The organism is Variovorax sp. OK605 (genome assembly GCF_900115445.1).
Lineage (GTDB): Bacteria > Pseudomonadota > Gammaproteobacteria > Burkholderiales > Burkholderiaceae_C > Variovorax.
Window position 1 is genome coordinate 272272 of the sequence record NZ_FOWL01000007.1, and the last position, 18676, is coordinate 290947.

The 18676-nt window shown below is 70.3% G+C and carries 18 protein-coding genes; 8 read left to right on the top strand and 10 right to left on the bottom strand.

The features are described from left to right. Window positions 1–8 precede the first annotated feature (8 nt). The gene (locus BM013_RS20030; protein ID WP_093129391.1) at window positions 9–623 is read left to right on the top strand and encodes an antibiotic biosynthesis monooxygenase; all 615 of its coding nucleotides are present in this window, start codon (window positions 9–11) and stop codon (window positions 621–623) included. On the opposite strand, the gene BM013_RS20035 is transcribed toward BM013_RS20030, so the two are convergent. After that, window positions 614–1351 carry a DUF1275 family protein gene (locus BM013_RS20035; protein ID WP_093129392.1) on the bottom strand — a complete coding sequence of 246 codons (738 nt, stop codon included), beginning with the start codon at window positions 1349–1351 and terminating at the stop codon, window positions 614–616. The genes BM013_RS20030 and BM013_RS20035 overlap by 10 nt on opposite strands. Window positions 1352–1559: 208 nt before the next feature. On the opposite strand from BM013_RS20035, the gene BM013_RS20040 reads away from it, so the two are divergent. Both BM013_RS20040 and BM013_RS20045 read left to right on the top strand, forming a co-directional pair. After that, window positions 1560–3023, top strand: coding sequence for a catalase (locus BM013_RS20040; protein WP_093129393.1), 1464 nt, complete (start codon window positions 1560–1562; stop codon window positions 3021–3023). Window positions 3024–3111: 88 nt separating this feature from the next. Next, on the top strand, window positions 3112–4173 hold the full coding sequence (locus tag BM013_RS20045) for a helix-turn-helix domain-containing protein (protein ID WP_093129394.1): 1062 nt from the start codon (window positions 3112–3114) through the stop codon (window positions 4171–4173). A gap of 9 nt (window positions 4174–4182) precedes the next feature. Here BM013_RS20045 and BM013_RS20050 read toward each other — a convergent pair whose 3' ends face one another. Together BM013_RS20050 and BM013_RS20055 are read right to left on the bottom strand one after the other, a co-directional pair. Beyond that, a complete protein-coding gene (locus BM013_RS20050) occupies window positions 4183–5730 on the bottom strand; it encodes an amidase (protein WP_093129395.1) in 1548 nt (515 codons plus the stop codon). 35 nt (window positions 5731–5765) lie between these two features. Continuing rightward, complete coding sequence (locus BM013_RS20055) at window positions 5766–6773, bottom strand: Bug family tripartite tricarboxylate transporter substrate binding protein (RefSeq protein WP_093129396.1); 1008 nt, start codon at window positions 6771–6773, stop codon at window positions 5766–5768. 166 nt (window positions 6774–6939) lie between these two features. Here BM013_RS20055 and BM013_RS20060 point away from each other — a divergent pair, with 166 nt between their 5' ends. Next, window positions 6940–7851, top strand: coding sequence for a LysR family transcriptional regulator (locus BM013_RS20060; protein ID WP_093129397.1), 912 nt, complete (start codon window positions 6940–6942; stop codon window positions 7849–7851). Window positions 7852–7902: 51 nt separating this feature from the next. On the opposite strand, the gene BM013_RS20065 is transcribed toward BM013_RS20060, so the two are convergent. The 6 genes from BM013_RS20065 to BM013_RS20090 form a co-directional block, all read right to left on the bottom strand. Then, complete coding sequence (locus tag BM013_RS20065) at window positions 7903–8454, bottom strand: DsbA family protein (RefSeq protein ID WP_093129398.1); 552 nt, start codon at window positions 8452–8454, stop codon at window positions 7903–7905. 77 nt (window positions 8455–8531) lie between these two features. Next, the gene (locus BM013_RS20070) at window positions 8532–9497 is read right to left on the bottom strand and encodes a helix-turn-helix domain-containing protein (RefSeq protein WP_093129399.1); all 966 of its coding nucleotides are present in this window, start codon (window positions 9495–9497) and stop codon (window positions 8532–8534) included. A 139-nt stretch (window positions 9498–9636) separates the two neighbouring features. Then, window positions 9637–10917: an NAD(P)/FAD-dependent oxidoreductase gene (locus tag BM013_RS20075; protein WP_093129400.1), complete on the bottom strand. Its 1281-nt coding sequence runs from the start codon at window positions 10915–10917 to the stop codon at window positions 9637–9639. Then, on the bottom strand, window positions 10914–11675 hold the full coding sequence (locus BM013_RS20080) for an amino acid ABC transporter ATP-binding protein (RefSeq protein WP_093129401.1): 762 nt from the start codon (window positions 11673–11675) through the stop codon (window positions 10914–10916). The genes BM013_RS20075 and BM013_RS20080 overlap by 4 nt, the downstream gene beginning before the upstream one ends. Beyond that, entirely contained in the window at window positions 11672–12340 is a 669-nt protein-coding gene (ehuD, locus tag BM013_RS20085; RefSeq protein WP_093129402.1) for an ectoine/hydroxyectoine ABC transporter permease subunit EhuD, read from the bottom strand. Before ehuD ends, BM013_RS20080 begins: the two co-directional genes overlap by 4 nt. A 12-nt stretch (window positions 12341–12352) precedes the next feature. Further along, a complete protein-coding gene (locus BM013_RS20090) occupies window positions 12353–13120 on the bottom strand; it encodes an ABC transporter substrate-binding protein (protein WP_093129403.1) in 768 nt (255 codons plus the stop codon). A 208-nt stretch (window positions 13121–13328) separates the two neighbouring features. Between BM013_RS20090 and BM013_RS20095 the strand changes: the two genes are divergently transcribed. Both BM013_RS20095 and BM013_RS20100 read left to right on the top strand, forming a co-directional pair. Further along, complete coding sequence (locus BM013_RS20095; protein WP_093129404.1) at window positions 13329–14156, top strand: IclR family transcriptional regulator; 828 nt, start codon at window positions 13329–13331, stop codon at window positions 14154–14156. A gap of 98 nt (window positions 14157–14254) precedes the next feature. Further along, window positions 14255–15316: an adenosine deaminase gene (locus BM013_RS20100; protein ID WP_177225516.1), complete on the top strand. Its 1062-nt coding sequence runs from the start codon at window positions 14255–14257 to the stop codon at window positions 15314–15316. On the opposite strand, the gene BM013_RS20105 is transcribed toward BM013_RS20100, so the two are convergent. Next, window positions 15277–16602 (bottom strand): MFS transporter, encoded by a 1326-nt coding sequence (locus BM013_RS20105; RefSeq protein WP_093129406.1) that lies wholly within the window; start codon window positions 16600–16602, stop codon window positions 15277–15279. The genes BM013_RS20100 and BM013_RS20105 overlap by 40 nt on opposite strands. A 98-nt stretch (window positions 16603–16700) precedes the next feature. On the opposite strand from BM013_RS20105, the gene BM013_RS20110 reads away from it, so the two are divergent. Both BM013_RS20110 and BM013_RS20115 read left to right on the top strand, forming a co-directional pair. Next, window positions 16701–17765 (top strand): LysR substrate-binding domain-containing protein, encoded by a 1065-nt coding sequence (locus tag BM013_RS20110; RefSeq protein WP_256220064.1) that lies wholly within the window; start codon window positions 16701–16703, stop codon window positions 17763–17765. Continuing rightward, a complete protein-coding gene (locus BM013_RS20115; protein WP_093129407.1) occupies window positions 17707–18537 on the top strand; it encodes a helix-turn-helix domain-containing protein in 831 nt (276 codons plus the stop codon). Before BM013_RS20110 ends, BM013_RS20115 begins: the two co-directional genes overlap by 59 nt. Window positions 18538–18676 lie beyond the last annotated feature (139 nt).

Consider the following 18676-nt stretch of genomic DNA (forward strand, 5'->3'; position numbering starts at 1 on the left):
CACCGCACATGACCGCCGACAACCGCCAGCCCGGGCTGCGCAACGCCACGCTCGACGAGATCGCAGGGCGCGCCGTGCCGGGCGCCGAGACCGTCACCGCCGTGATCCAGCAGACCGTGCGGCGCGAGTCCGTCGCCGCCTACGAGCAGTGGCTGAAGAAGGTGGTGCCCATCGCCTCGCGCTTTCCGGGGCACCGCGGTGTCAACGTGATCCATCCGGCCGCGGGCGGGCTGCAGTACACCGTCACCATCCGCTTCGACTCGCTCGCGCATGCGCAGGACTGGTTCTCGTCCGAAGCGCGCCGCCAGCTGGTCGAGGAAGTCGCGCCGCTGCTCGACGCCGACGAGAAGGTGGAAACGCGCAGCGGCCTGGAGTTCTGGTTCCACCCGCCCGCCGGGCAGCCGCCGGCCAAGCGCTACAAGCAGTTCCTGCTGACGGTGTCGGTGATCTACCCGCTGACCATCCTGGTGCCGGCGCTGCTGCACCGCTTGCTGGCGCCGGTGCCCGTGGTGTCCACCTACTGGCTGGAGCACCTGGTGGCCTCGGTGGCCATCGTCGGGCTGATGGTGTACGTGATCATGCCGAGGTACACGCGCCTGATGGCGCGCTGGCTCTACAAGTGACGCGCGGCCGCTGGGGCTGCTGATGCCGCTGACGCCGCAGGTGCCGCGGGGTCGCCCTCGTGCGTGCTGCGCTGGAGCACCACCGCGCAGGCCGCCAGCACCGGCGGCACGGCGAAGCACCACACGTTCCACCGCGCATAGATGAGCGCCGCCGCCGCGCAGCCCGCGGCGAACCACGCCACCGCGGCCGCCATGCGCCGCATGCGCGCGCGCGCGGCCGCTGCTTCCTCGGGCGCCTGCCCGCCGCGCATCAGGTCGGCCAGGTCGACCATCACCTGCGTGGTGGTGCCCGTCATCAGCGTGGTCGGCGGCGCGCTGCCCAGGTGGATGCGGTGCACCGCGTTCTGGATGGCCATGGCCGACACCAGCACCAGGCCCGTGAGCATCGCGCTCGCGCTGTCGCCGTCGTCGAAGGGCCCGAAATGGATCGCCAGGATGCCGCCCGCCAGCAGCAGCGCGGCCTTGAGCACCAGCATCGTGCGCAGCACCGGCAGGCCCAGGTTCGGCAGGCCGTAGCTCAGCAGCCGCGCGAGCACCACCACCGCGCAGAACACCGGCAGCGCCAGCAGCTTGGTGATCGCGCCCGAGGTGCCGTGCACCAGCGCCGCGCCGATGGTCACGAAGTTGCCCGTGACGTGCGCGGTGAACAGGCCGTGCAGCGCGAGGAAGCCGGCGGTGTCGACGAAGCCGCCGTTGAGGCTCATGAGCTGGGGCAGGGTGGGTTTCATGGCAGGCCGTGTCGTGGATCGTGTGGGAGCGCCATGGTGCACCCGGCGCGGCGCGCCGTCTTGTCGGGTTGGGCGCGGCTTTGCACATTCGGGCGCCAGCTACCAGGCGCTCAGGGTGTCCGGTCGGTTCAAAACAGGCCACTCTTGTTCAATACACGCTCGCCCATCGGCCCCACCATCCGGGCGAGACTCGATCCGGGAGATCGCCATGAACAAAGACAACCGGCCGCCCACCTTGACCACCACGGGCGGCGCCCCCGTGGCGGACAGCCGGCACTCCATCACCGCCGGGCCGCGCGGGCCGATCCTGCTGCAGGACTACCAGATGGCCGAGAAGCTGGCCTACCTGGCGCGCGAGCGCATTCCCGAGCGGGTGCTGCACGCCAAGGGCGCCGCCGCCTTCGGCACGCTGCGCATCACCGGCGACATCGCGCGCCACACCCGCGCGCGCGTGTTCCAGCCGGGGCGGCTCACGCCGGTGCTGGTGCGCTTCTCGGGCCTGACCGGCGAGCGCGGCTGCGCCGACGCCGAGCGCGACATGCGTGGCTTCGCCCTGAAGGCCTACACCGAGGAAGGCAACTGGGACCTCGTGGGCAGCCACCTGCCGGTGGCCTGCATCCGCGACCCGCAGAAGTTTCCCGACCTGGTGCGCGCGCTCAAGCGCCACCCCGTGAGCCACCTGCGCTCGCCCACCGCCATCTGGGATTTCTGGTCGCTCTCGCCCGAGAGCATCCACCAGATCCTGATGCTGTTCTCCGACCGCGGCCTGCCGCGCAGCTACCGCCACATGCACGGCTACGGCGCGCATGCCTTCGGCCTGATCAACGAGGCCAACGAGCGCGTGTGGGTCAAGTTTCATTTCAGGACGCGTCAGGGCATCCGCTGCCTGAGCGACGCCGAGGCGCGCGACACCATCGCCGAAGACCGCGAGAGCGCGCAGCGCGACCTGTTCGAGGCCATCGAGCGCGGGGAGCATCCGAGCTGGTCGCTGCACGTGCAGCTCATGAGCGACGCGCAGGCGGACGCGCTGCCCTTCAACCCCTTCGACCCGACGCGGGTGTGGCCGCAGGACGCGTTCCCGCTCGTCGAGCTCGGCCTGCTCACGCTCGACGCCAACCCCGACAACTACTTCGCGCAGGTGGAGCAGGCCACCTTCAACCCCGCGCACATGGTGCCGGGCCTGTGCGTCTCGCCCGACAAGCTGCTGCAGGGCCGGCTGCTGGCCTATGCCGACGCGCAGCGCTACCGCGTGGGCACGCACCACGCGGCGCTGCCGGTGAACCGGCCGCTGTCGCCGGTGCACACGTACCACGCCGACGGGGCCATGCGGCTGAACGTGCCGGCGCGCACCGACGCCTACTACGAGCCCAACTCCTTCGGCGGCCCGCGCCCCGACCGCCGGCTGGCCGAGCCGGCGCTGCCGCTGGCCGGCGACGCCATGCGCTTCGACGACCGGCAGGGCCTGGGCGACTACGAACAGGCGAGCGCGCTGTACCGGCGCATGGACGACGGCGAGCGCGCGCGGCTGGCCGCGAACCTCGCATCGTCGATGGCCGGTGTGCCCGAGACCATCCAGCGGCGGCAGGTCGAGCATTTCCGGTTGGTGGACACGGGCTTCGGTGACTGCGTGGAAGCCGCGCTCGCGCGGCGCACGGCGGGCCGCCTGCCATAGGGATTGCTGCAGGGACGGCGCGGCGGTTCATCGCCGAGAATCGCCCGCGCCGTGCACCGCCGCACGAACGCCTTGCCACCCCGCCTTCATGTCCAAAGACCGATTCCTCTCCGAGGGCCTGCTGCTGCCGCCAGCGCCCGCGGCCCTCGCCCACGGCATCGTTCACAGCAGTTTCAGCGTGCAGGGCGACGCCCGCGGCAGCCTGCCGGCGTGGCAGGAGCGCATGAGCGTGGTCTACGACGTGCGCCCGGTGTCGCTGCGCGGCGAGCAGGGGGCGTTCGATGCATCGTTCGCGCGCTACTCGGTCGACGACATCACCTTCTTCGACATGCGCACCGGCCCCAACGTGGCCGTGCGCTCGCTGGGGCGCGTGTCCACCGAGAGCGTGCGCGACATTTCCTTCAACCTGTTCCTGGATGGCGTGCCGGCCGAATTCCGCGCCCACGGCCAGCACACCGGCGCGCACCACCTGCCGCGCGTGCCGAGCATCCTGGCGCTGGACATGGACCAGCCCTGCACCATCCGCAGCCACGAGGGGCGGATGCTGATGTTCTTCGTGCCGCGCGCACTGGTGGAGAAGGCCTTTCCCGATGCCGCCTCGCTGCATGGCCGGCGGGTCGAGGCGACCACGCCGCTGATGTGCGTGCTGGTCGACCACCTGGTGGCGCTGAGCCGGCAGATCGTCGGGCTGGGGCGCGACGAGGCGGGCGAAGCCTTTCGCACCGCGGTGCAGCTGCTGGCGGCGGCGTTCAGCCGCGAGGCGGGGCTGTCGGGCGATGCCCGCGCGGCGGTGCGCGCGGCCGCTTACGGCCAGGTGCGCCGCCATGTCGATGCGCACCTGCACGACCCCGACCTGTCGCCCGAGAGCGTGCTGAAGTCGCTGCACCTGTCGCGCGCCAGCGTGTACCGCCTGTTCGCGCACGACGGCGGGCTGGCCTCGTACATCCGCGCGCGGCGCTTGCGCATGGCGGCCGACGAGCTGGTGCGGTTTCCGCACCTGGCGGTGCAGGACGTGGCCGCGGGGCTCGGGTTCAACAACGCCTCGAGCTTCACGCGGGCCTTCCGGCGCGCCTACGACATCGCGCCGCAGGAGCTGCATGCCTACGCGCCGCTGCTGCGGCGCGAGCAGACGCGCGCCGGGTTCAGGTAGCCCGGCGCCTCAGACGGCCGACACGGCGGCAGCCTGCGCGAGGCGGCTGTCGAACACCGGCGGTGTCTTGACGATCGACCTCAACGCCGGTTCCGCCGCGCGCAGGGCAGCCAGGTCGGGCCGCGGCCGGCGCAGCGGCGCATGCGCCGAGAACGCCTGCTCCATGGCGCGCGCCGCGCCCAGCACCCGGTGGTCGGTGCGAAAGCCGCCCACCACCTGCAGCCCGAACGGCATGCCCGCGTGGTCGAGCCCGCAGGGCAGCGTGATCGCCGGGTGCGTGGTCAGCGTGACCACGTAGGTCAGCGCCAGCCAGCGGTAGTAGTTGGCCTGCGCCTCGCCGTTGATGTGGGTGGCGTACAGCTGCGTCCACGGGAAGGGCGAGACCGGCGTGGTGGGCGACAGCACGAGGTCGTAGTCGGCGAAGGTCGCCTGGAAGCGGTTGATGAGGCGGGTCTGCTCGGCCTGCGCCCAGGCGCTGTCGAGCAGGCTCATGCGCGCGCCCATCTCGTAGTTGGCGCGCGGGTTGGGGCCCAGGCTGTCGGGGTCGCGCTCGTAGGCCGCCTGCATGCCCGCCACGAAGGCCTCGGCGCGCAGCACGTCGAAGCAGCGGTGCGCCTCGCCCATGTCGAAGTCGACCCGGTCGCAACGCCGGAACAGGTGCCGCATGGCCTCGATCTTCCGGCGGAAGGTGGCGCGGATGCCGTCGTCCACCGCGCAGGTGCCGAAGTCCTCGGTCCACGCCACGCGCAGGTTGGCGAGGTCGACGTGCGCCGGCGCCAGGAACGACAGCGCATCGAGCGGGTAGCTCAGCGCGTCGCCCGCGTGCATGCCGGCCGATGCGGCCAGTTGCAGGCAGGCGTCGTCCACCGTGCGGCCCATGGGGCCGACGACGGAAATGGGCGTCCAGCCCAGCGGCTTGCGCACGCTGGGCACGATGCCCGGCGACGGGCGGAAACCCACCACGCCGCACTTGGCCGCCGGAATGCGCAGCGAGCCGCCGGTGTCGGAGCCGGTGCACACGGGCAGCATGTCGCAGGCCAGCGCGGCGGCCGAGCCGCCGGACGATCCGCCGGCGTTCAGGTTCGGGTCGAAGGGGTTGCCGGTGGCGCCCCACACGTCGTTGCGCGAATTGGCGCCCGCGCCCATCTCGGGCACGTTGGTCTTGCCCGCGACGATGGCGCCCGCGCGGCGCAGGCGCGCCACCAGTTCGATGTCTTTTTCCGGCACGTGGTCGCGGTACAGCGGCGAGCCCCAGGTCGTGAGCAGGCCTTCGGTCGGCTCCAGGTCCTTCACGCCCAGCGGCAGGCCATGCAGCAGGCCGAGCGTGTCGCCGCGCACCACGGCGCTTTCGGCGGCCCTGGCCTCAGCGCGCGCGCGCTCGAAGCAGGTCGCGGTGACGGCGTTGACGAAGGGGTTCACGCGCTCGATGCGCGCGATGCACGCCTCGAGCAGCTCGACGGGCGACAGGGCCTTGCTGCCGATGAGGCGGCGCAGTTCGACGGCGGATTTCTCGACGAGTTCGCTGCTGGCGTCGAGCGGGGTGTTCGTGGGGTTCATCGGTTGGCGGGTCAGTTGGCGGGTGAGTCCGCGGGTCAGTCCGCGGTGATGTTGGCGCGCGCCGCCACGGCACGCATCACGGGCAGCTCGCGGTTGATGAGCTCGCTCGCGGCGGCGGAGTTGCTGTACGCCGGCTCCAGCCCCTGGGCGAGCAGCTTGGCGCGCGTGTCGGGGTCGGCGATGGTCACGGCCAGCGCCTTCTCCAGCCTGGCCTTCACGTCGGCGGGCAGGCCCTTGGGCGCGGCCAGCATCAGCCAGGTGTCCATGTCGATGCCGGCGTAGCCGCTCTCGGCCATGGTCGGTACGTCGGGCAGCAGCGCGGAGCGCTTGGCCGTGGTCAACGCGATGGCCTTGATCTTGCCGCTCTTGAGCTGCGGGATCGCCGCGCTCACGGTGTCGATGCTGAAGGGAATCTGCCCGCCCATGAGGTCGGTCATGGCCGGGGCGCTGCCCTTGTAGGGCACGTGCGTCATCTTCAGGCCGGCGGCGTGCAGGATGCTTTCGCCCGCGAACTGCGCGGTGGTGCCGGTGCCGAAGGAGCCGTACGAGTACTTGCCGGGCGAGGCCTTCACGTAGTCGACGAACTGCTTCACGGTCTGCACCGGCACGTCGCTGTTGGCCAGCAGGATCAGGCCGGTGCGCCCGGCGATGCCGATCGGGTCGAAGCCCTTCACCGGGTCGTACGGCAGGTTGGCGCGAATGGCCGGGTTGACGGTGAAGGTGGTGCCCGAACTCACGAGCAGCGTGTAGCCGTCGGGCGCGGCCTTGGCCACGTAGCTCGCGCCGATCACCGTGCCCGCGCCCGCGCGGTTCTCGATGACCACCGGCTGGCCCAGCTCCTTGCCCAGGCGCTGCGCGATCACGCGGCCGTTGACGTCGGTCGCGCCGCCGGGCGGGAAGGGAATGACCAGCGTGATCGGGCGCGAGGGATAGCCCGTTTCCGCGGCAAGGGCGGCCAGCGGCACGGCGCCGAGTCCGAGGCCGCACAGCAGTGCGATGCGGGCCGTGCGCGTGAGGCGGCTGGGACTCGGGAGAAGGTTCATCGGGGCTCCGGGGTTCGAGAGAGGTTCGAGCGAGTGGGGTGGACAAACCCATCCTAGGAGCCGCGACACGATGCTACAAGCGCAATGTTTAGAATCCTGCGTTGCCGAATCGGCAATCGATGCGGTTGCTTCAGCCCTCATCCGGGCCGCGTCAACGGAGAATTTCATGACGCTTCGCGCCTTGCAGGAAACCGCGGTCCGCTACTTTCTCGAGGTGGTGAAGACCGGCTCGGTGAAGGAGGCCGCGCTCAAGCTCAACGTTGCGCCGTCGGCCGTGAGCCGGCAGGTGGCGCGGCTGGAGCGCGAGCTCGACACGCTGCTGTTCGACCGCCATGCGCGCGGCATGGTGCCCAACGCCGCGGGCGAGCTGCTGGCCGCGCATGCCAAGCGGGCGCAGCAGGACATCGAGCGCGTGGCCAACGACATCGCCGGCCTGCGCGGCCTGCGCAGCGGCCATGTGCGCGTGGCGAGCACCGAGGGCTTCGCCTTCGATTTCATTCCCACGCTGATTGCACGCTTTCGCCGCAAGCACGAGGGCATCCGCTTTCACCTGGAAGTGGGCGCGCCGGCCGACATCTCGCGCATGGTGCGCGACGGCGAGGCCGACGTGGGCATCACGCTGAGCGCGGCGCCCGAGCCCGGCATCGAGATCGTGCTGCGCCATCCAAGCCCCGTGCTGGCGGTGATGGCCAAGGACCATCCGCTGGCGCTGCAGCGCCAGCTCTCGCTGCGCCAGGTGGTGGCGTACCCGCTGGGGCTGCCGCAGGAGGACAGCTCGATCCGGCGGCTGCTCGACGCCAGCTGCACGCGGCAGGGGCTGCGCTATGCGCAGGCCATGTCGAGCAACCACGCGAACGCGCTGCTGAGCTTTGCGGCGGCCGGCGGCGGCAGCATCGCGTTCTACGGTGCGCTGTCGATGCGCACGCTGCTGCAGAGCAAGGCGCTGGTCGCCATTGCGTTGAAAGACCGCGAGATGAACGAGCGCCACCTCGAGGTCGAGACCATGGCGGGCCGCTCGCTGCCGGATGCGGGCAAGGCCTTCGTGCGCTACCTGGTCGAGGCCGTGAAGGCGACCTGAGGCAGGGGGCGAGCCCTACCTCACGTGCTTCACTTGCTTCACGTGCTTCGCTTACTTCAGCGCGCGCTCGATCGCGTCGCGCAGCTGCTGCAGCCCGAACGACACGTCGGTGAACACGCCGTTCACGTAGAACGTGGGCGTGGCGCGCACGCTCAGGCGGCGGCCGAGCTCGACCTGCTCCTGCACGCGCTGGCGGTAGACGTTGTCCTTGAGCTCGTTCTCGAAGCGCGCCATGTCCAGGCCGAGCTGCCGGGCGTAGCCGTCGAGGTGGCTGGTGTCGAGGTGGTTCTGGTGGTTGAAGAGCAGGTCGGCGTACGGCCAGAACTTGCCCTGCGCGCCCGCGGCCTCGGCGGCTTCGGCGGCCATTTCCGCGTGCGGATGCACCTCGCGCAGCGGAAAGTGGCGAAACGCATAGCGCACCTGCGAGCCGAAGTGCGACAGCAGCATCTGCACGGCCGGGTGGGCCTGTCGGCACGACGGGCATTCGAAGTCGCCGAACTCGATGAAGGTGACCTTGGCCGAGTCGGGTCCGACCACGTGCTCGGTGGCACGGTCGGGCGTCAAGAGCTGGAGAAGGGTGTTCGCTTGGGGGGCTGCGCTCATGGAAGGCTCCGGTTCGGTAGGGGGGTCGTCGGGGGTGTCAGGGGTGTCAGGGGTGTTGGGGGTGTCGGTTCGTCGGTTCACTTGTCCACCCGCATCTTGCGCCGCCAGGTGCCCGGCGGCGTGCCGGTGAACTGGGAGAACACGCGCGTGAAATGGCTCTGGTCGGAGAAGCCGCAGGCCGCGGCCACCTCGGCCAGCGGGCGCTCGAAGTCCATCAGCAGCGCCTGCGCGCGCTCCAGCCGCTGCGCGACCAGCCACTGGTGCGGGGTCTGGCCGGTGGTTTCGCGGAAGGCGTGGATGAAGTAGCTGCGCGACAGGTTGCAGGCGTCGGCGATCTCGGCAATGGAAATGCCGCCGTCCATCTTGCTGCGCAGCATCTCCTTGGCGCGCGCCTCGTGCGAGCGCGAGAGCACGCGGTGGGTGCGGGGCTCGGCCGCCGGCGCGGCTTGGCCGTGGGCGTCGACCAGGTAGCTGGTCATGGCCAGGCAGACCTGGTCGACGAACAGCATGCTGGCCTCGCTGGGGCGCTGCAGCGCCGGTGTCAGCGCACCCGCGAGGTGGGCGAGCACGTCGTCCCTGACGGCCGTGGCCGGGGCGATGCCGCCCATGCGCGCACCCTGCTTGTCGTCGAAGGCGCGCTGCAGCGCGGCGTGCGAGATCTCGAGCAGCACGAAGTCGAAACCGGTCTGCATGTCGGCGCGGTAGCGGTCGCAGAAGTCGCGGATGTAGACCGCGCCCTTGCCGAAGTCATGGCACTCGGCGTGGTGCTCGTGCAGCACCTTGCGGCGGTGCCCGTCGCGCAGCGAAATGCCCACCAGCACGCCGCGCCCGCTGGCGTCGGTTTCCACATGCTGGCGCTGCTGGGTGTCCACCGTCTTGCGGTACACGCGCACGCCGTTGGCCGACAGTTCCTGGTCGTTGTGCAGCGCGCCGGCCGAGCAGCCCAGGGTGTCCTGGGGCGGCGCGGCCGGCAGGGGCCGCGCGAGCGCGCAGGCCGGTATGCCAGCAGCTGGGGTTGCAAGGGGCCTGGTTTCGGCGCGCATGAACTGGCGGATGAAAAGCGAAGTGGTCGAGCATCCGATTGGCGATGCTGGGCGCGATTATGGATAGAAGTTTTGCACGTTTTCTTGAAGTTTCTTTGAGGAAATACGTACTTACACCCTTGCGCATTCACCTTGGCCTTCAGGCGAGCCGGTCGAGCAGGCTGTACCAGGCCACGCCGCCGGCCACGTAGAAGCGCTGCAGGCCGTGCATGGGAATCGGCCGGATCGGCGTCACGGGGTACGGAAAATCCGCCTGCGCACCGGCAAGGCGCGCCGCCACGTGCTTGCCCATGCTGGTGGCCAGCGCGATGCCGCGGCCGTTGTAGCCCAGCGCGATCGTCATGCCCGGCGCGGGCGTGTGCACGTGCGGCATGAAGTCGCGCGTGACGGCGATGCGGCCGGCCCAGCGGTACGCGTAGCGCAGCGGGCCCAGCTGCGGGAACAGCAGCTCGAGCGAGCGTTCGAGGTGCGCGAAGTCCGCGGGCCCCGACGGGTCGGCGAAGTGGCCGCGCCCGCCCATCAGCAGGCGGCCCTGCGCGTCCTTGCGGAAGTACAGCAGCAGCCGCTGCGAGGTGGAGGCGGTCTCGCCGCCGGGCAGGATGGCGTCGGCCGCCGCGCCCTTCAGCGGCTCGGTCGCGACGATGAAGCTGTTGGCGGCCAGCACGGTGCTCGAGAGCCTGGGCCACAGCGCGCCGGTGTAGCCGTTGGTGGCAATCAGCACCTGGTCGGCCGTGACGCTGGCGCCGGTCGACGTGGTGGCATGCCACTGCGTGCCGCGCCGCTCCAGCGCCGTGACCTCGGTGCCGCCGTGCACCGCCGCGCCCGCGGCCTGTGCGGCGCGCGCCAGCCCGCGCGTGTAGGCCAGCGGCTGGATGCTGCCCGCGCGGCCGTCGAGCCAGCCGCCGGCAAAAGCCCCGGTGCCCAGCCGCGCGCCGACGGCGGCGCGGTCCAGCTGCTGCGTAGGCACGCCCAGCCGGGCCCATTGCGCGGCGCGCGCGTGCAGGCCGGCCACGTCCTTCTGCGCATAGGCCACCTGCAGCCAGCCGTTGCGCACCGGCTGGCAGTCGATGCCGTGGCGCGCGATCAGCTCGAACACCAGGTCGGCCGAGCGCGACACCGCGTCGATCAGCCGCGCGCCGCGCTCCGCGCCGTGGATGCGCAGCAGCTGGTCGGGGTCGTGCTTGAGCGAAGGGTTCACCTGCCCGCCGTTGCGCCCCGAGGCACCCCAGCCGGGCTCGTGCGCCTCGAGCACGCAGGCCTGCACGCCGGCTTCGGCCAGGTGCAGCGCGGCCGACAGGCCGGTGAAGCCGCCGCCGACGATCAGCACGTCGGCCTTGCGCGACTCGGCCAGCGGCGGCGTCGGCGGCGCAGGGGGCGCGGTGTCGGCCCAGAGCGAGGGCGGCCATGCACCACCGCTCATGGGCGCACCTCCACGGACGCGACGGCACCGGAGGGGTGCAACACGCGCCGCAGGAAGTCCTGCGTGCGCGCCTGGCGCGGCGCGCCCAGCACCTGCGCGGCGGGGCCTTCCTCGACGATGCTGCCGCTGTGCAGGAAGCACACGCGGTCGGCCACCTCGCGGGCAAAGCCCATCTCGTGCGTGACCACGATCATGGTCATGCCCTCGTCGGCCAGCGCGCGCATCACGCCCAGCACGTCGCCCACCAGCTCGGGGTCGAGCGCGGAGGTGGGCTCGTCGAACAGCATGGCCTCGGGCTTCATGGCCAGCGCGCGGGCAATGGCCACGCGCTGCTGCTGGCCGCCCGAGAGCTGCGCCGGAAAGGCCTGCGCCTTCTCGGCCAGGCCCACCTTGGCCAGCAAGGCGAGCGCCTCTTCGCGCGCCTGCGCGGCGTTGTGGCGCAGCACGTAGACCGGGCCTTCCATCACGTTCTCGAGCACGGTGCGGTGCGGGAACAGGTTGAAGCGCTGGAACACCATGCCCATGCGGCTGCGCAGCCGGTGGATGGCGGGCGAGCCGCGGTCCACGCGCTCGCCGAAGGCGCGCACCTCGCCGCCTTCGTACGACTCCAGCCCGTTGATGCAGCGAAGCACGGTCGACTTGCCCGAGCCCGACGGGCCGATCAGGCACACCACCTCGCCCTTGTCCACCCGCAGGCTCACGCCCTGCAGCACGCGGTGCGTGCCGAAGCGTTTCTCCAGTCCTTCGACGTGGATCATGGTTGTTTTCTCCCGGCGGCAAAGCGCCGTTCGAGCCGGCGCAGGCCGTACACCAGCGGCAGGCTCATCAGCAGGTAGAGCAGGGCGACCAGCGTGTAGACCGTCATGTTCTGGAAGGTCGACGACGCGATGAGCTGGCCCGCGCGCGTCATCTCGGCCACCGTGATGGTGGAGACCAGCGAGGAGTCCTTCAGCATCATCACCAGCGTGTTGCCGTAGGGCGGCAGCGCGATGCGAAAGGCCTGCGGCAGGATCACGCGGCGCATGATCAGCGCCGAGCGCATGCCCATGGCCTGCGCGGCCTCGCGCTGGCCCGGGTCGACCGCCTCGATGCCGGCGCGGAAGTTCTCCGCCTGGTAGGCCGAGTAGGCGATGCCCAGGCCGATCACCCCGGCCTGGAAGGCCGAGAGCTGGATGCCGAACTCGGGCAGCACGAAGTAGATGTAGAACAGCTGCACGATGATCGGCAGCCCGCGGATCACGTTGACGATCACCGTGCCCGTCCATGCGAGCGCGCGCACGGGCGAGAGCTTCATCAGCGCGAGCGCGAGGCCGAGCACGCTGCTGAGCACGAAAGCGAGCACGGTGACCTGCACCGTGACCACCGCGCCCTGCAGGAGGATCGGCAGGAAGTCCTGCGCGTTCTGGAGAAAGGAGGCAGCCATGGATGCGATGCCTCAGATGCCCCACTTCTGCACGATCTTCGCCAGCGTGCCGTCGGCCTTGACGGCGGCAATGGCCTTGTTCAGCCGCGCCAGCGTCTCGGTGTCGCCCTTGCGCACCACCAGGCACACGTCGCCCACGTTCACCGGCTTGTAGCTGTCGACCAGCTTCACGCCGGGGAAGGTGTTCTGGCGGATCTGGTAGGCCATGATGGGTTGGTCGCCCAGGCCCGCCTTGATGCGCCCGAGCGAGAGGTCGCGCGTCATGTCGGCCACCGAGTCGTAGCTGCGCACCTCCTTGAAGATGCCCTTCTTGGTGAGCATGTCGAGAAACACCGTGCCCACCTGCGCACCCACCACCTCGCCCTTGAGCTCGTCGAGCGACACATAGGCGCGCGTGTCGTCGCCCTTCACCAGCAGGCCTTCGCCGTACGAATACACCGGGTCGCTGAAGTCGACCACCTCCTGGCGCGCCGGCGTCTTCAGCATGGCGGCCGAGACGATGTCGATCTTGCGGGCCGTGAGCGAAGGAATGAGCGCGGAGAACACCGTCTGCTGCACGTTCACGCTGAAGCCGCCGGCCTTGCCCACGGCGGTGACGGTGTCGACCATCATTCCCTGGATGCTGTTGGTCTTCACGTCCAGGAAGGTGAAGGGCACGCCGGTGGCGGTGGCGCCCACGTTGTAGCTCGGCGCGGCGGCCTGCGCGGCGGCCAGCGAGGCGGTGCCCGCGATGCACAGGCCCAGGGCCAGGCGATGAAGGTGGCGAACGATGCGGTTCATGGAAGCACTCCTCGAGGAAAGAAGATGAAACGTTGAAGACAGGGCAAGGCAACGAAGAAAACCCGAAGCGGGCGGCTGCATCCGGCGATGCAACATGCATGCCAATAATCGATTCAATCGAATCTTCTTTCAATAAATGAAAACCACTAATCGAATTGAAAGAATCGATATTCGATATTTCAGTTCGAGATGGCTATACTTCCCGGCCATGGACGCCACACCCCGATCTGCCGCCGACACCCCCGCCGACACCGCCCCCGAGGACAGCCAGAGCCTGCTGTTCAACCAGTCGCTGGAGAAGGGCCTGGCCGTGTTGCGCGCCTTCAGCGCCCGGCGCCGCACCATGACGTTGGCCGACGTGGCCGAGGCCACCGACATCACCAAGAGCTCGGCCCAGCGCATGGTCTTCACGCTGGAGAAGCTGGGCTACGTGCGCAAGCACCCCAAGACGCGGCGCTACCAGCTCACGCCGCGCGTGATGGAAATCGGCTTCAACTACCTGGCGGCCCACTCGCTGATCGACGTGGCCAACCCGTTCCTGTCGGAACTGACCAAGGTGACGACCGAGACCTCGTGCCTCACCGAGCCCGACGGGCTGGACATGGTCTACGTGGCGCGCTTCGTCAGCGCGCAGTTCGTGCCGGTGCACATGCCCATCGGCAGCCGCATCCCCATGTACTGCACCGCGTCGGGCCGCGCCTTCCTGAGCGCGCTGCCCGAAGAAGAAGCGCGCGCGCTCATCGAGGCCTCCGACCGCGTGGCCCACACCATGCACACCTGCACCGATGTGGACGAGATCCTCCAGACGCTGCGCCAGGCGCGGCAGCAGGGCTTCGCCACCAATGCCGAGGAGCTGTTCCTGGGCGACATGACCATCGCCGCGCCGGTGCTGGGCAGCCAGGGCCGGCCGGTGGCCTCGGTGCACGTGGTGGCGCCGACCAGCCGCTGGACGATGGACGAGGCGGTGCGCAAGCTGGCGCCCACGCTGCTGTTGTGCGCGCGTTCGCTCACCAGCTCGGCGCGCAGCATCGACTGACGGCCGATCAGGCCCATAAGGTTTCGCGCATCGCGCGGGCGGCGGCAGCCCTTATGCTTTGCGGGATCACAACGCAGCAGCATCCGCCGCTCCCCACCATGACCGATTTCCGCCCCACCTACGACACGCGCTTCGACCGCATCGCCGCCGACCGCCTGCCCGACCTGCTGCGCGCCATGCCCAAGGCCGAGCTGCACATGCACATCGAAGGCTCGCTCGAGCCCGAGCTCATCTTCGCGCTCGCGCAGCGCAACGGCGTGTCCATTCCGTACGCCAGCGTCGAGGAGCTGCGCAAGGCCTACGCCTTCACCAACCTGCAGACCTTCCTGGACATCTACTACGCCGGCGCCAGCGTGCTGCTCGAGGAGCAGGACTTCTACGACATGGCCTGGGCCTACCTGGAGCGCGCCGCCGCCGACAACGTGGTGCACACCGAGATGTTCTTCGACCCGCAGACGCACACCGCGCGCGGCGTGGCGATGGAGACGGTGGTCAACGGCCTGCACCGCGCGTGTGTGGATGCACAGCCCAGGCTGGGCGTGAGCGCCTCGCTCATCTTGTGCTTCCTGCGCCACCTGAGCGAGGAAGAGGCCTTCGAGACGCTGGAACAGGCGCTGCCCTACCGCGACAAGTTCATCGGCGTGGGGCTCGACTCCAGCGAAGTCGGCCACCCGCCCGAGAAGTTCGCGCGCGTGTTCGCGCGCTGCCGCGAGCTGGGCCTGCACCTGGTCGCGCACGCGGGCGAAGAAGGCCCGCCGGCCTATGTGTGGAGCGCGCTCGACGTGCTGAAGGTCGAGCGTGTCGACCACGGCGTGCAGAGCGCCAAAGACCCGGCGCTGATGCAGCGCCTCGCGCAAGACCGCATTCCGCTCACCGTGTGCCCGCTGTCCAACCTCAAGCTCTGCGTGTTCCCCGACCTGGCGCAGCACAACCTGGGCACGCTGCTCGACGCAGGCCTGGTTGCCACCGTGAACTCGGACGACCCGGCCTACTTCGGCGGCTACATGAACCAGAACTTCCTCGAGACCTTCGCGGCCACCGGCCTGGGCGTGCGGCACGCCTGGCAGCTCGCGGCCAACAGCTTCGAGGGCAGCTTCATCGACGAGGCCGCCAAGCGCGCTTACGTCGACCGGCTCAACGCAGTCTTCGCGAGCTTCTGATCTGAAACCACGGGCCGCGGCACCAGCAGCGGCATCGCCACCAGCGCGCACGCGCTGGCCGCCAGCCACACCAGCGGCCAGCCCTGCAGCGCCAGCAGGTGCGGAATGGAAAACGGCGTGATGAAGCACACCAGGAACACGCTGGTGTTGGCCATGCCCAGCGCGGTGCCGGCGCGCGCCGCGCCGGCCAGCGTGGCGAGCTCGGTGTAGGCCACGCCGTGCCAGGCCGACACGCACACCCCGCTCGCACCCAGCAACAACACCAGCGCGACGCGCAGCGCCAGTGAATCGGCGGCGTGCGCGCCGGCGGCGATGGCCAGCGCCGCGAGGCCCGCGAACAGCAGCACGCTGAGCGCGCTGCAGGCCCGCAGGTAGGCGGGCCGGTTGCGCCGCCGGTCGGTCCAGCGGCCGCTCCACACGCGCATGACCATCGCGCCGGCCTGCACGGACACCATCGTCGCGGTGATCGCCGCCAGGCCCGCGTGGCCGAAGTCGTGCAGGAACACCGTGCCGAAGGACAGCACCGCGAACTGCGGCGCGCAAAGAATGCCGATGCCGGCCACGATGCGCCACACGCGGGGGTCGCGCAGCGGGCCGGACTCGGGCGCCATGGCTCCTGCAGCCTTGGCGTGCGATGCGACCGGCGCGATGGCCGGCTCGTGCACCCAGGCCCAGCTCATCGCCGCGCTCAGTGCGCACAGCAGCGCGAGCAGCCCGTACAGCGTGGCAAAGCCGAAATGCAGCGCCACGAAGGGCAGCACCAGCGCACCGATGCCGCCGCCCAGCGGCACGGCCGTCTGGCGGATGCTCATGGCCAGGCCGCGCTCGCTGGCGTCGAACCAGGTCATCACCGCGCGCCCGCTCGCGCCGTTCACGCTGCCGCCCAGCAGGCCCACCAGCAGCAGGCCCGCGCCGAGCCAGCCGAGCCCGGGGATGTGCCCCGCCGCCGGCGCAGCCCACAGTGCCATGGCAACCAGCGCGACGGCCGTGCTGCCCAGGCCCATCAGCAGCACCGGCCGGTCGCCCCAGCGGTCGGTCAAGAGGCCCCAGGGCAGCTCGCTCACCGCGATGCCCAGGCCCATGAGCCCGAGCACCAGGCCGAGCGTGGCGTTGTCGAGCTGGTAGCCGGTGCGCATCAGCACGGCGGTCATGGGGATGCCGCTGAAGGCCACCGAGAAAGCGGCATTGGCGGCCACGCCGGCGGCCAGTACCTTCCAGCGGTGGCGCGGCGAAAGCGCCGTGGAAGCAGGAGAGGAACGAGATGAGGAAGTGGGCGAACGTGTCATGTTGCGGTGCAGTCTCCGCCGTTGCCAAGGTTTTGAAAATCAGAAAATAATGAGAGAATCGTCCTGAAAAATAGGACGATTGAACCAAAGGAAATGCCATGAGCCAGGTGATGTTCGATCTCGACGTGCTGCGCAGCTTTGCCACCGGCATGGCGCTGGGCAGCTATGCGCGCGCGGCCGACAAGCTGGGCCGCTCGACGTCGGCCGTGAGCGCGCAGCTCAAGAAGCTGGAGTCGCAGGCCGGCACGGTGCTGTTCCGCAAGGCGGGCCGCGGGCTGGAGCTCACCGATGCCGGCGAGACGCTGCTGGCCTATGCCCACCGCATGCTTGAGCTCAACGAAGAGGCCAACGCGGCGATGCGCGGCGTCGACCTGCAAGGCTGGGTGCGGCTCGGGCTGCAGGAAGACTTCGGCGAGACGCTGTTGCCCGCCGTGCTCGGGCGCTTCGCGCGCGCGCACCCCAAGGTGCGCATCGAGGCGTGCGTGGCGCGCAGCGGCGAACTGCGCGAGCGGCTCGAACTCGGCCAGCTCGACCTGGCGCTGGCATGGGACGCGGGCGACCAGCCGCTGTCTCCCTACGCAGAGCGCGTGGCGCGGCTGCCGTTGTTGTGGATCGGGCCCAAGGCGCCCGACCGGGTCGATGCGCCGTGGTGGACCGAGCGCGAACACCGCGCCCCCGGCGTGCGCCTGCCCAAAAGCAAGGAGCCGTTGCCGCTCATCATGCTGGACGCCCCGTGCCCGCTGCGCGAGATCGTCATCACCGCGCTCGACCGCGCCGGCCTGCCGTGGCGCCGCGCCTTCGGCAGCGCCAGCCTGGCGGCGCTGTGGGCCGCCACGTCGGCCGGGCTGGGCCTCACGGTGCGCACGCCGTTCGGGCTGCCTTCGCATGTGCGCACGCTCGACCGCGCCACGCTGTCGCTGCCGGCGCTGCCGCAGATCTCGCTGGTGCTCTACCGCGCGCAGGCGCACTCCGAGGCGCCGGCGAGCCGGCTCGCCACGCTGCTGCTGGAGGCGGTGCGCCAGCATGTGCAGCCCGTGGCGATGCCGATGCGTGAGAATCCGCCGCTGGAGACCAAGGCAAGAGCAAAAGAAAAGGCGAGACAGCATGGGCACGGGAACGAGCACGGGAACGGCAACGCACAACTTCCTGCATCTGTGGGATGACAGGTTCCTGTACATCACGCCGGCGATCCAGTCGGGCCTGACGGCGCGTTCGTCGGCGACGCTGCTGGCCTCGGTCAGCGGCCACCCCTTCACGCTCGAGGCCGAAGACGGCACCCGCGTGCGCTGCACCGCCGCGCTGATCGCGCCGCACGTCTCGCGCCGGCTCGACGTCGACGGCTGCGGGCTGCTCTCGCTCAATCTCGACCCGGCATCCAGCGCCTATCGCATGCTGGCCAGGCGCATGGGCGGCCACGGCATCCAGCCGATCGACGCGCGGCGCTTCGGCCGGCTGCGCGACGACTTCGAGCCCGCGCAATGCGGCGTGCTGCCCGACGAGCGGCTGCAGGCGCTCAGCGCGCAACTGGTCGAGTCCATCACCGAATGCCCCGAGCTGCAGCCGGCCATCGACCCGCGCATCGAGCGCGTGCTGCAGTCCATCCGTGCGCACGCGGGCCAGATCGCGCTGCCCGATCTCGCGGCCGTGGCCTGCCTGTCGCCCGACCGGCTCACGCACCTGTTCGCCGAGCAGGTGGGCGTGTCGGTGAAACGCTATGCGCTGTGGACCAAGGTGCGCCGAACGGTGCAGCAGTTCACCGGGCAGAGTTCGCTGACCGAGGTGGCGCTGGTCAGCGGCTTCACCGACGCGGCGCACATGAGCCGCACCTTCCAGCGCTACTTCGGCCTGCCGCCTTCGTTCCTCGCGAGCCAGGTGTGCGTGACGGCGGACGAGCACGCTTCGCATGCGTGGGGGCAGCACGCGCCGCTGCACTAGACGCACATGAAGGCGCACACGTGGGCACACACGTTGGTGCACTCCAGCGCGCACTGGCAACAACCCTAGGTCATCGCAGCGGCTGCGTACAAGCCGCGGCCCGACGCGCTGCCTAAGCTCCCGATTGCTCCGCCAAGAG

Excerpts from the sequence above, each read along its gene's own strand:
- BM013_RS20030 (WP_093129391.1), top strand. The coding sequence starts at position 9 with ATGACCGCCGACAACCGCCAGCCCGGGCTGCGCAACGCCACGCTCGAC.
- BM013_RS20035 (WP_093129392.1), bottom strand. The coding sequence starts at position 1,351 with ATGAAACCCACCCTGCCCCAGCTCATGAGCCTCAACGGCGGCTTCGTC.
- BM013_RS20040 (WP_093129393.1), top strand. The coding sequence starts at position 1,560 with ATGAACAAAGACAACCGGCCGCCCACCTTGACCACCACGGGCGGCGCC.
- BM013_RS20045 (WP_093129394.1), top strand. The coding sequence starts at position 3,112 with ATGTCCAAAGACCGATTCCTCTCCGAGGGCCTGCTGCTGCCGCCAGCG.
- BM013_RS20050 (WP_093129395.1), bottom strand. The coding sequence starts at position 5,730 with ATGAACCCCACGAACACCCCGCTCGACGCCAGCAGCGAACTCGTCGAG.
- BM013_RS20055 (WP_093129396.1), bottom strand. The coding sequence starts at position 6,773 with ATGAACCTTCTCCCGAGTCCCAGCCGCCTCACGCGCACGGCCCGCATC.
- BM013_RS20060 (WP_093129397.1), top strand. The coding sequence starts at position 6,940 with ATGACGCTTCGCGCCTTGCAGGAAACCGCGGTCCGCTACTTTCTCGAG.
- BM013_RS20065 (WP_093129398.1), bottom strand. The coding sequence starts at position 8,454 with ATGAGCGCAGCCCCCCAAGCGAACACCCTTCTCCAGCTCTTGACGCCC.
- BM013_RS20070 (WP_093129399.1), bottom strand. The coding sequence starts at position 9,497 with ATGCGCGCCGAAACCAGGCCCCTTGCAACCCCAGCTGCTGGCATACCG.
- BM013_RS20075 (WP_093129400.1), bottom strand. The coding sequence starts at position 10,917 with ATGAGCGGTGGTGCATGGCCGCCCTCGCTCTGGGCCGACACCGCGCCC.
- BM013_RS20080 (WP_093129401.1), bottom strand. The coding sequence starts at position 11,675 with ATGATCCACGTCGAAGGACTGGAGAAACGCTTCGGCACGCACCGCGTG.
- ehuD (WP_093129402.1), bottom strand. The coding sequence starts at position 12,340 with ATGGCTGCCTCCTTTCTCCAGAACGCGCAGGACTTCCTGCCGATCCTC.
- BM013_RS20090 (WP_093129403.1), bottom strand. The coding sequence starts at position 13,120 with ATGAACCGCATCGTTCGCCACCTTCATCGCCTGGCCCTGGGCCTGTGC.
- BM013_RS20095 (WP_093129404.1), top strand. The coding sequence starts at position 13,329 with ATGGACGCCACACCCCGATCTGCCGCCGACACCCCCGCCGACACCGCC.
- BM013_RS20100 (WP_177225516.1), top strand. The coding sequence starts at position 14,255 with ATGACCGATTTCCGCCCCACCTACGACACGCGCTTCGACCGCATCGCC.
- BM013_RS20105 (WP_093129406.1), bottom strand. The coding sequence starts at position 16,602 with ATGACACGTTCGCCCACTTCCTCATCTCGTTCCTCTCCTGCTTCCACG.
- BM013_RS20110 (WP_256220064.1), top strand. The coding sequence starts at position 16,701 with ATGAGCCAGGTGATGTTCGATCTCGACGTGCTGCGCAGCTTTGCCACC.
- BM013_RS20115 (WP_093129407.1), top strand. The coding sequence starts at position 17,707 with ATGGGCACGGGAACGAGCACGGGAACGGCAACGCACAACTTCCTGCAT.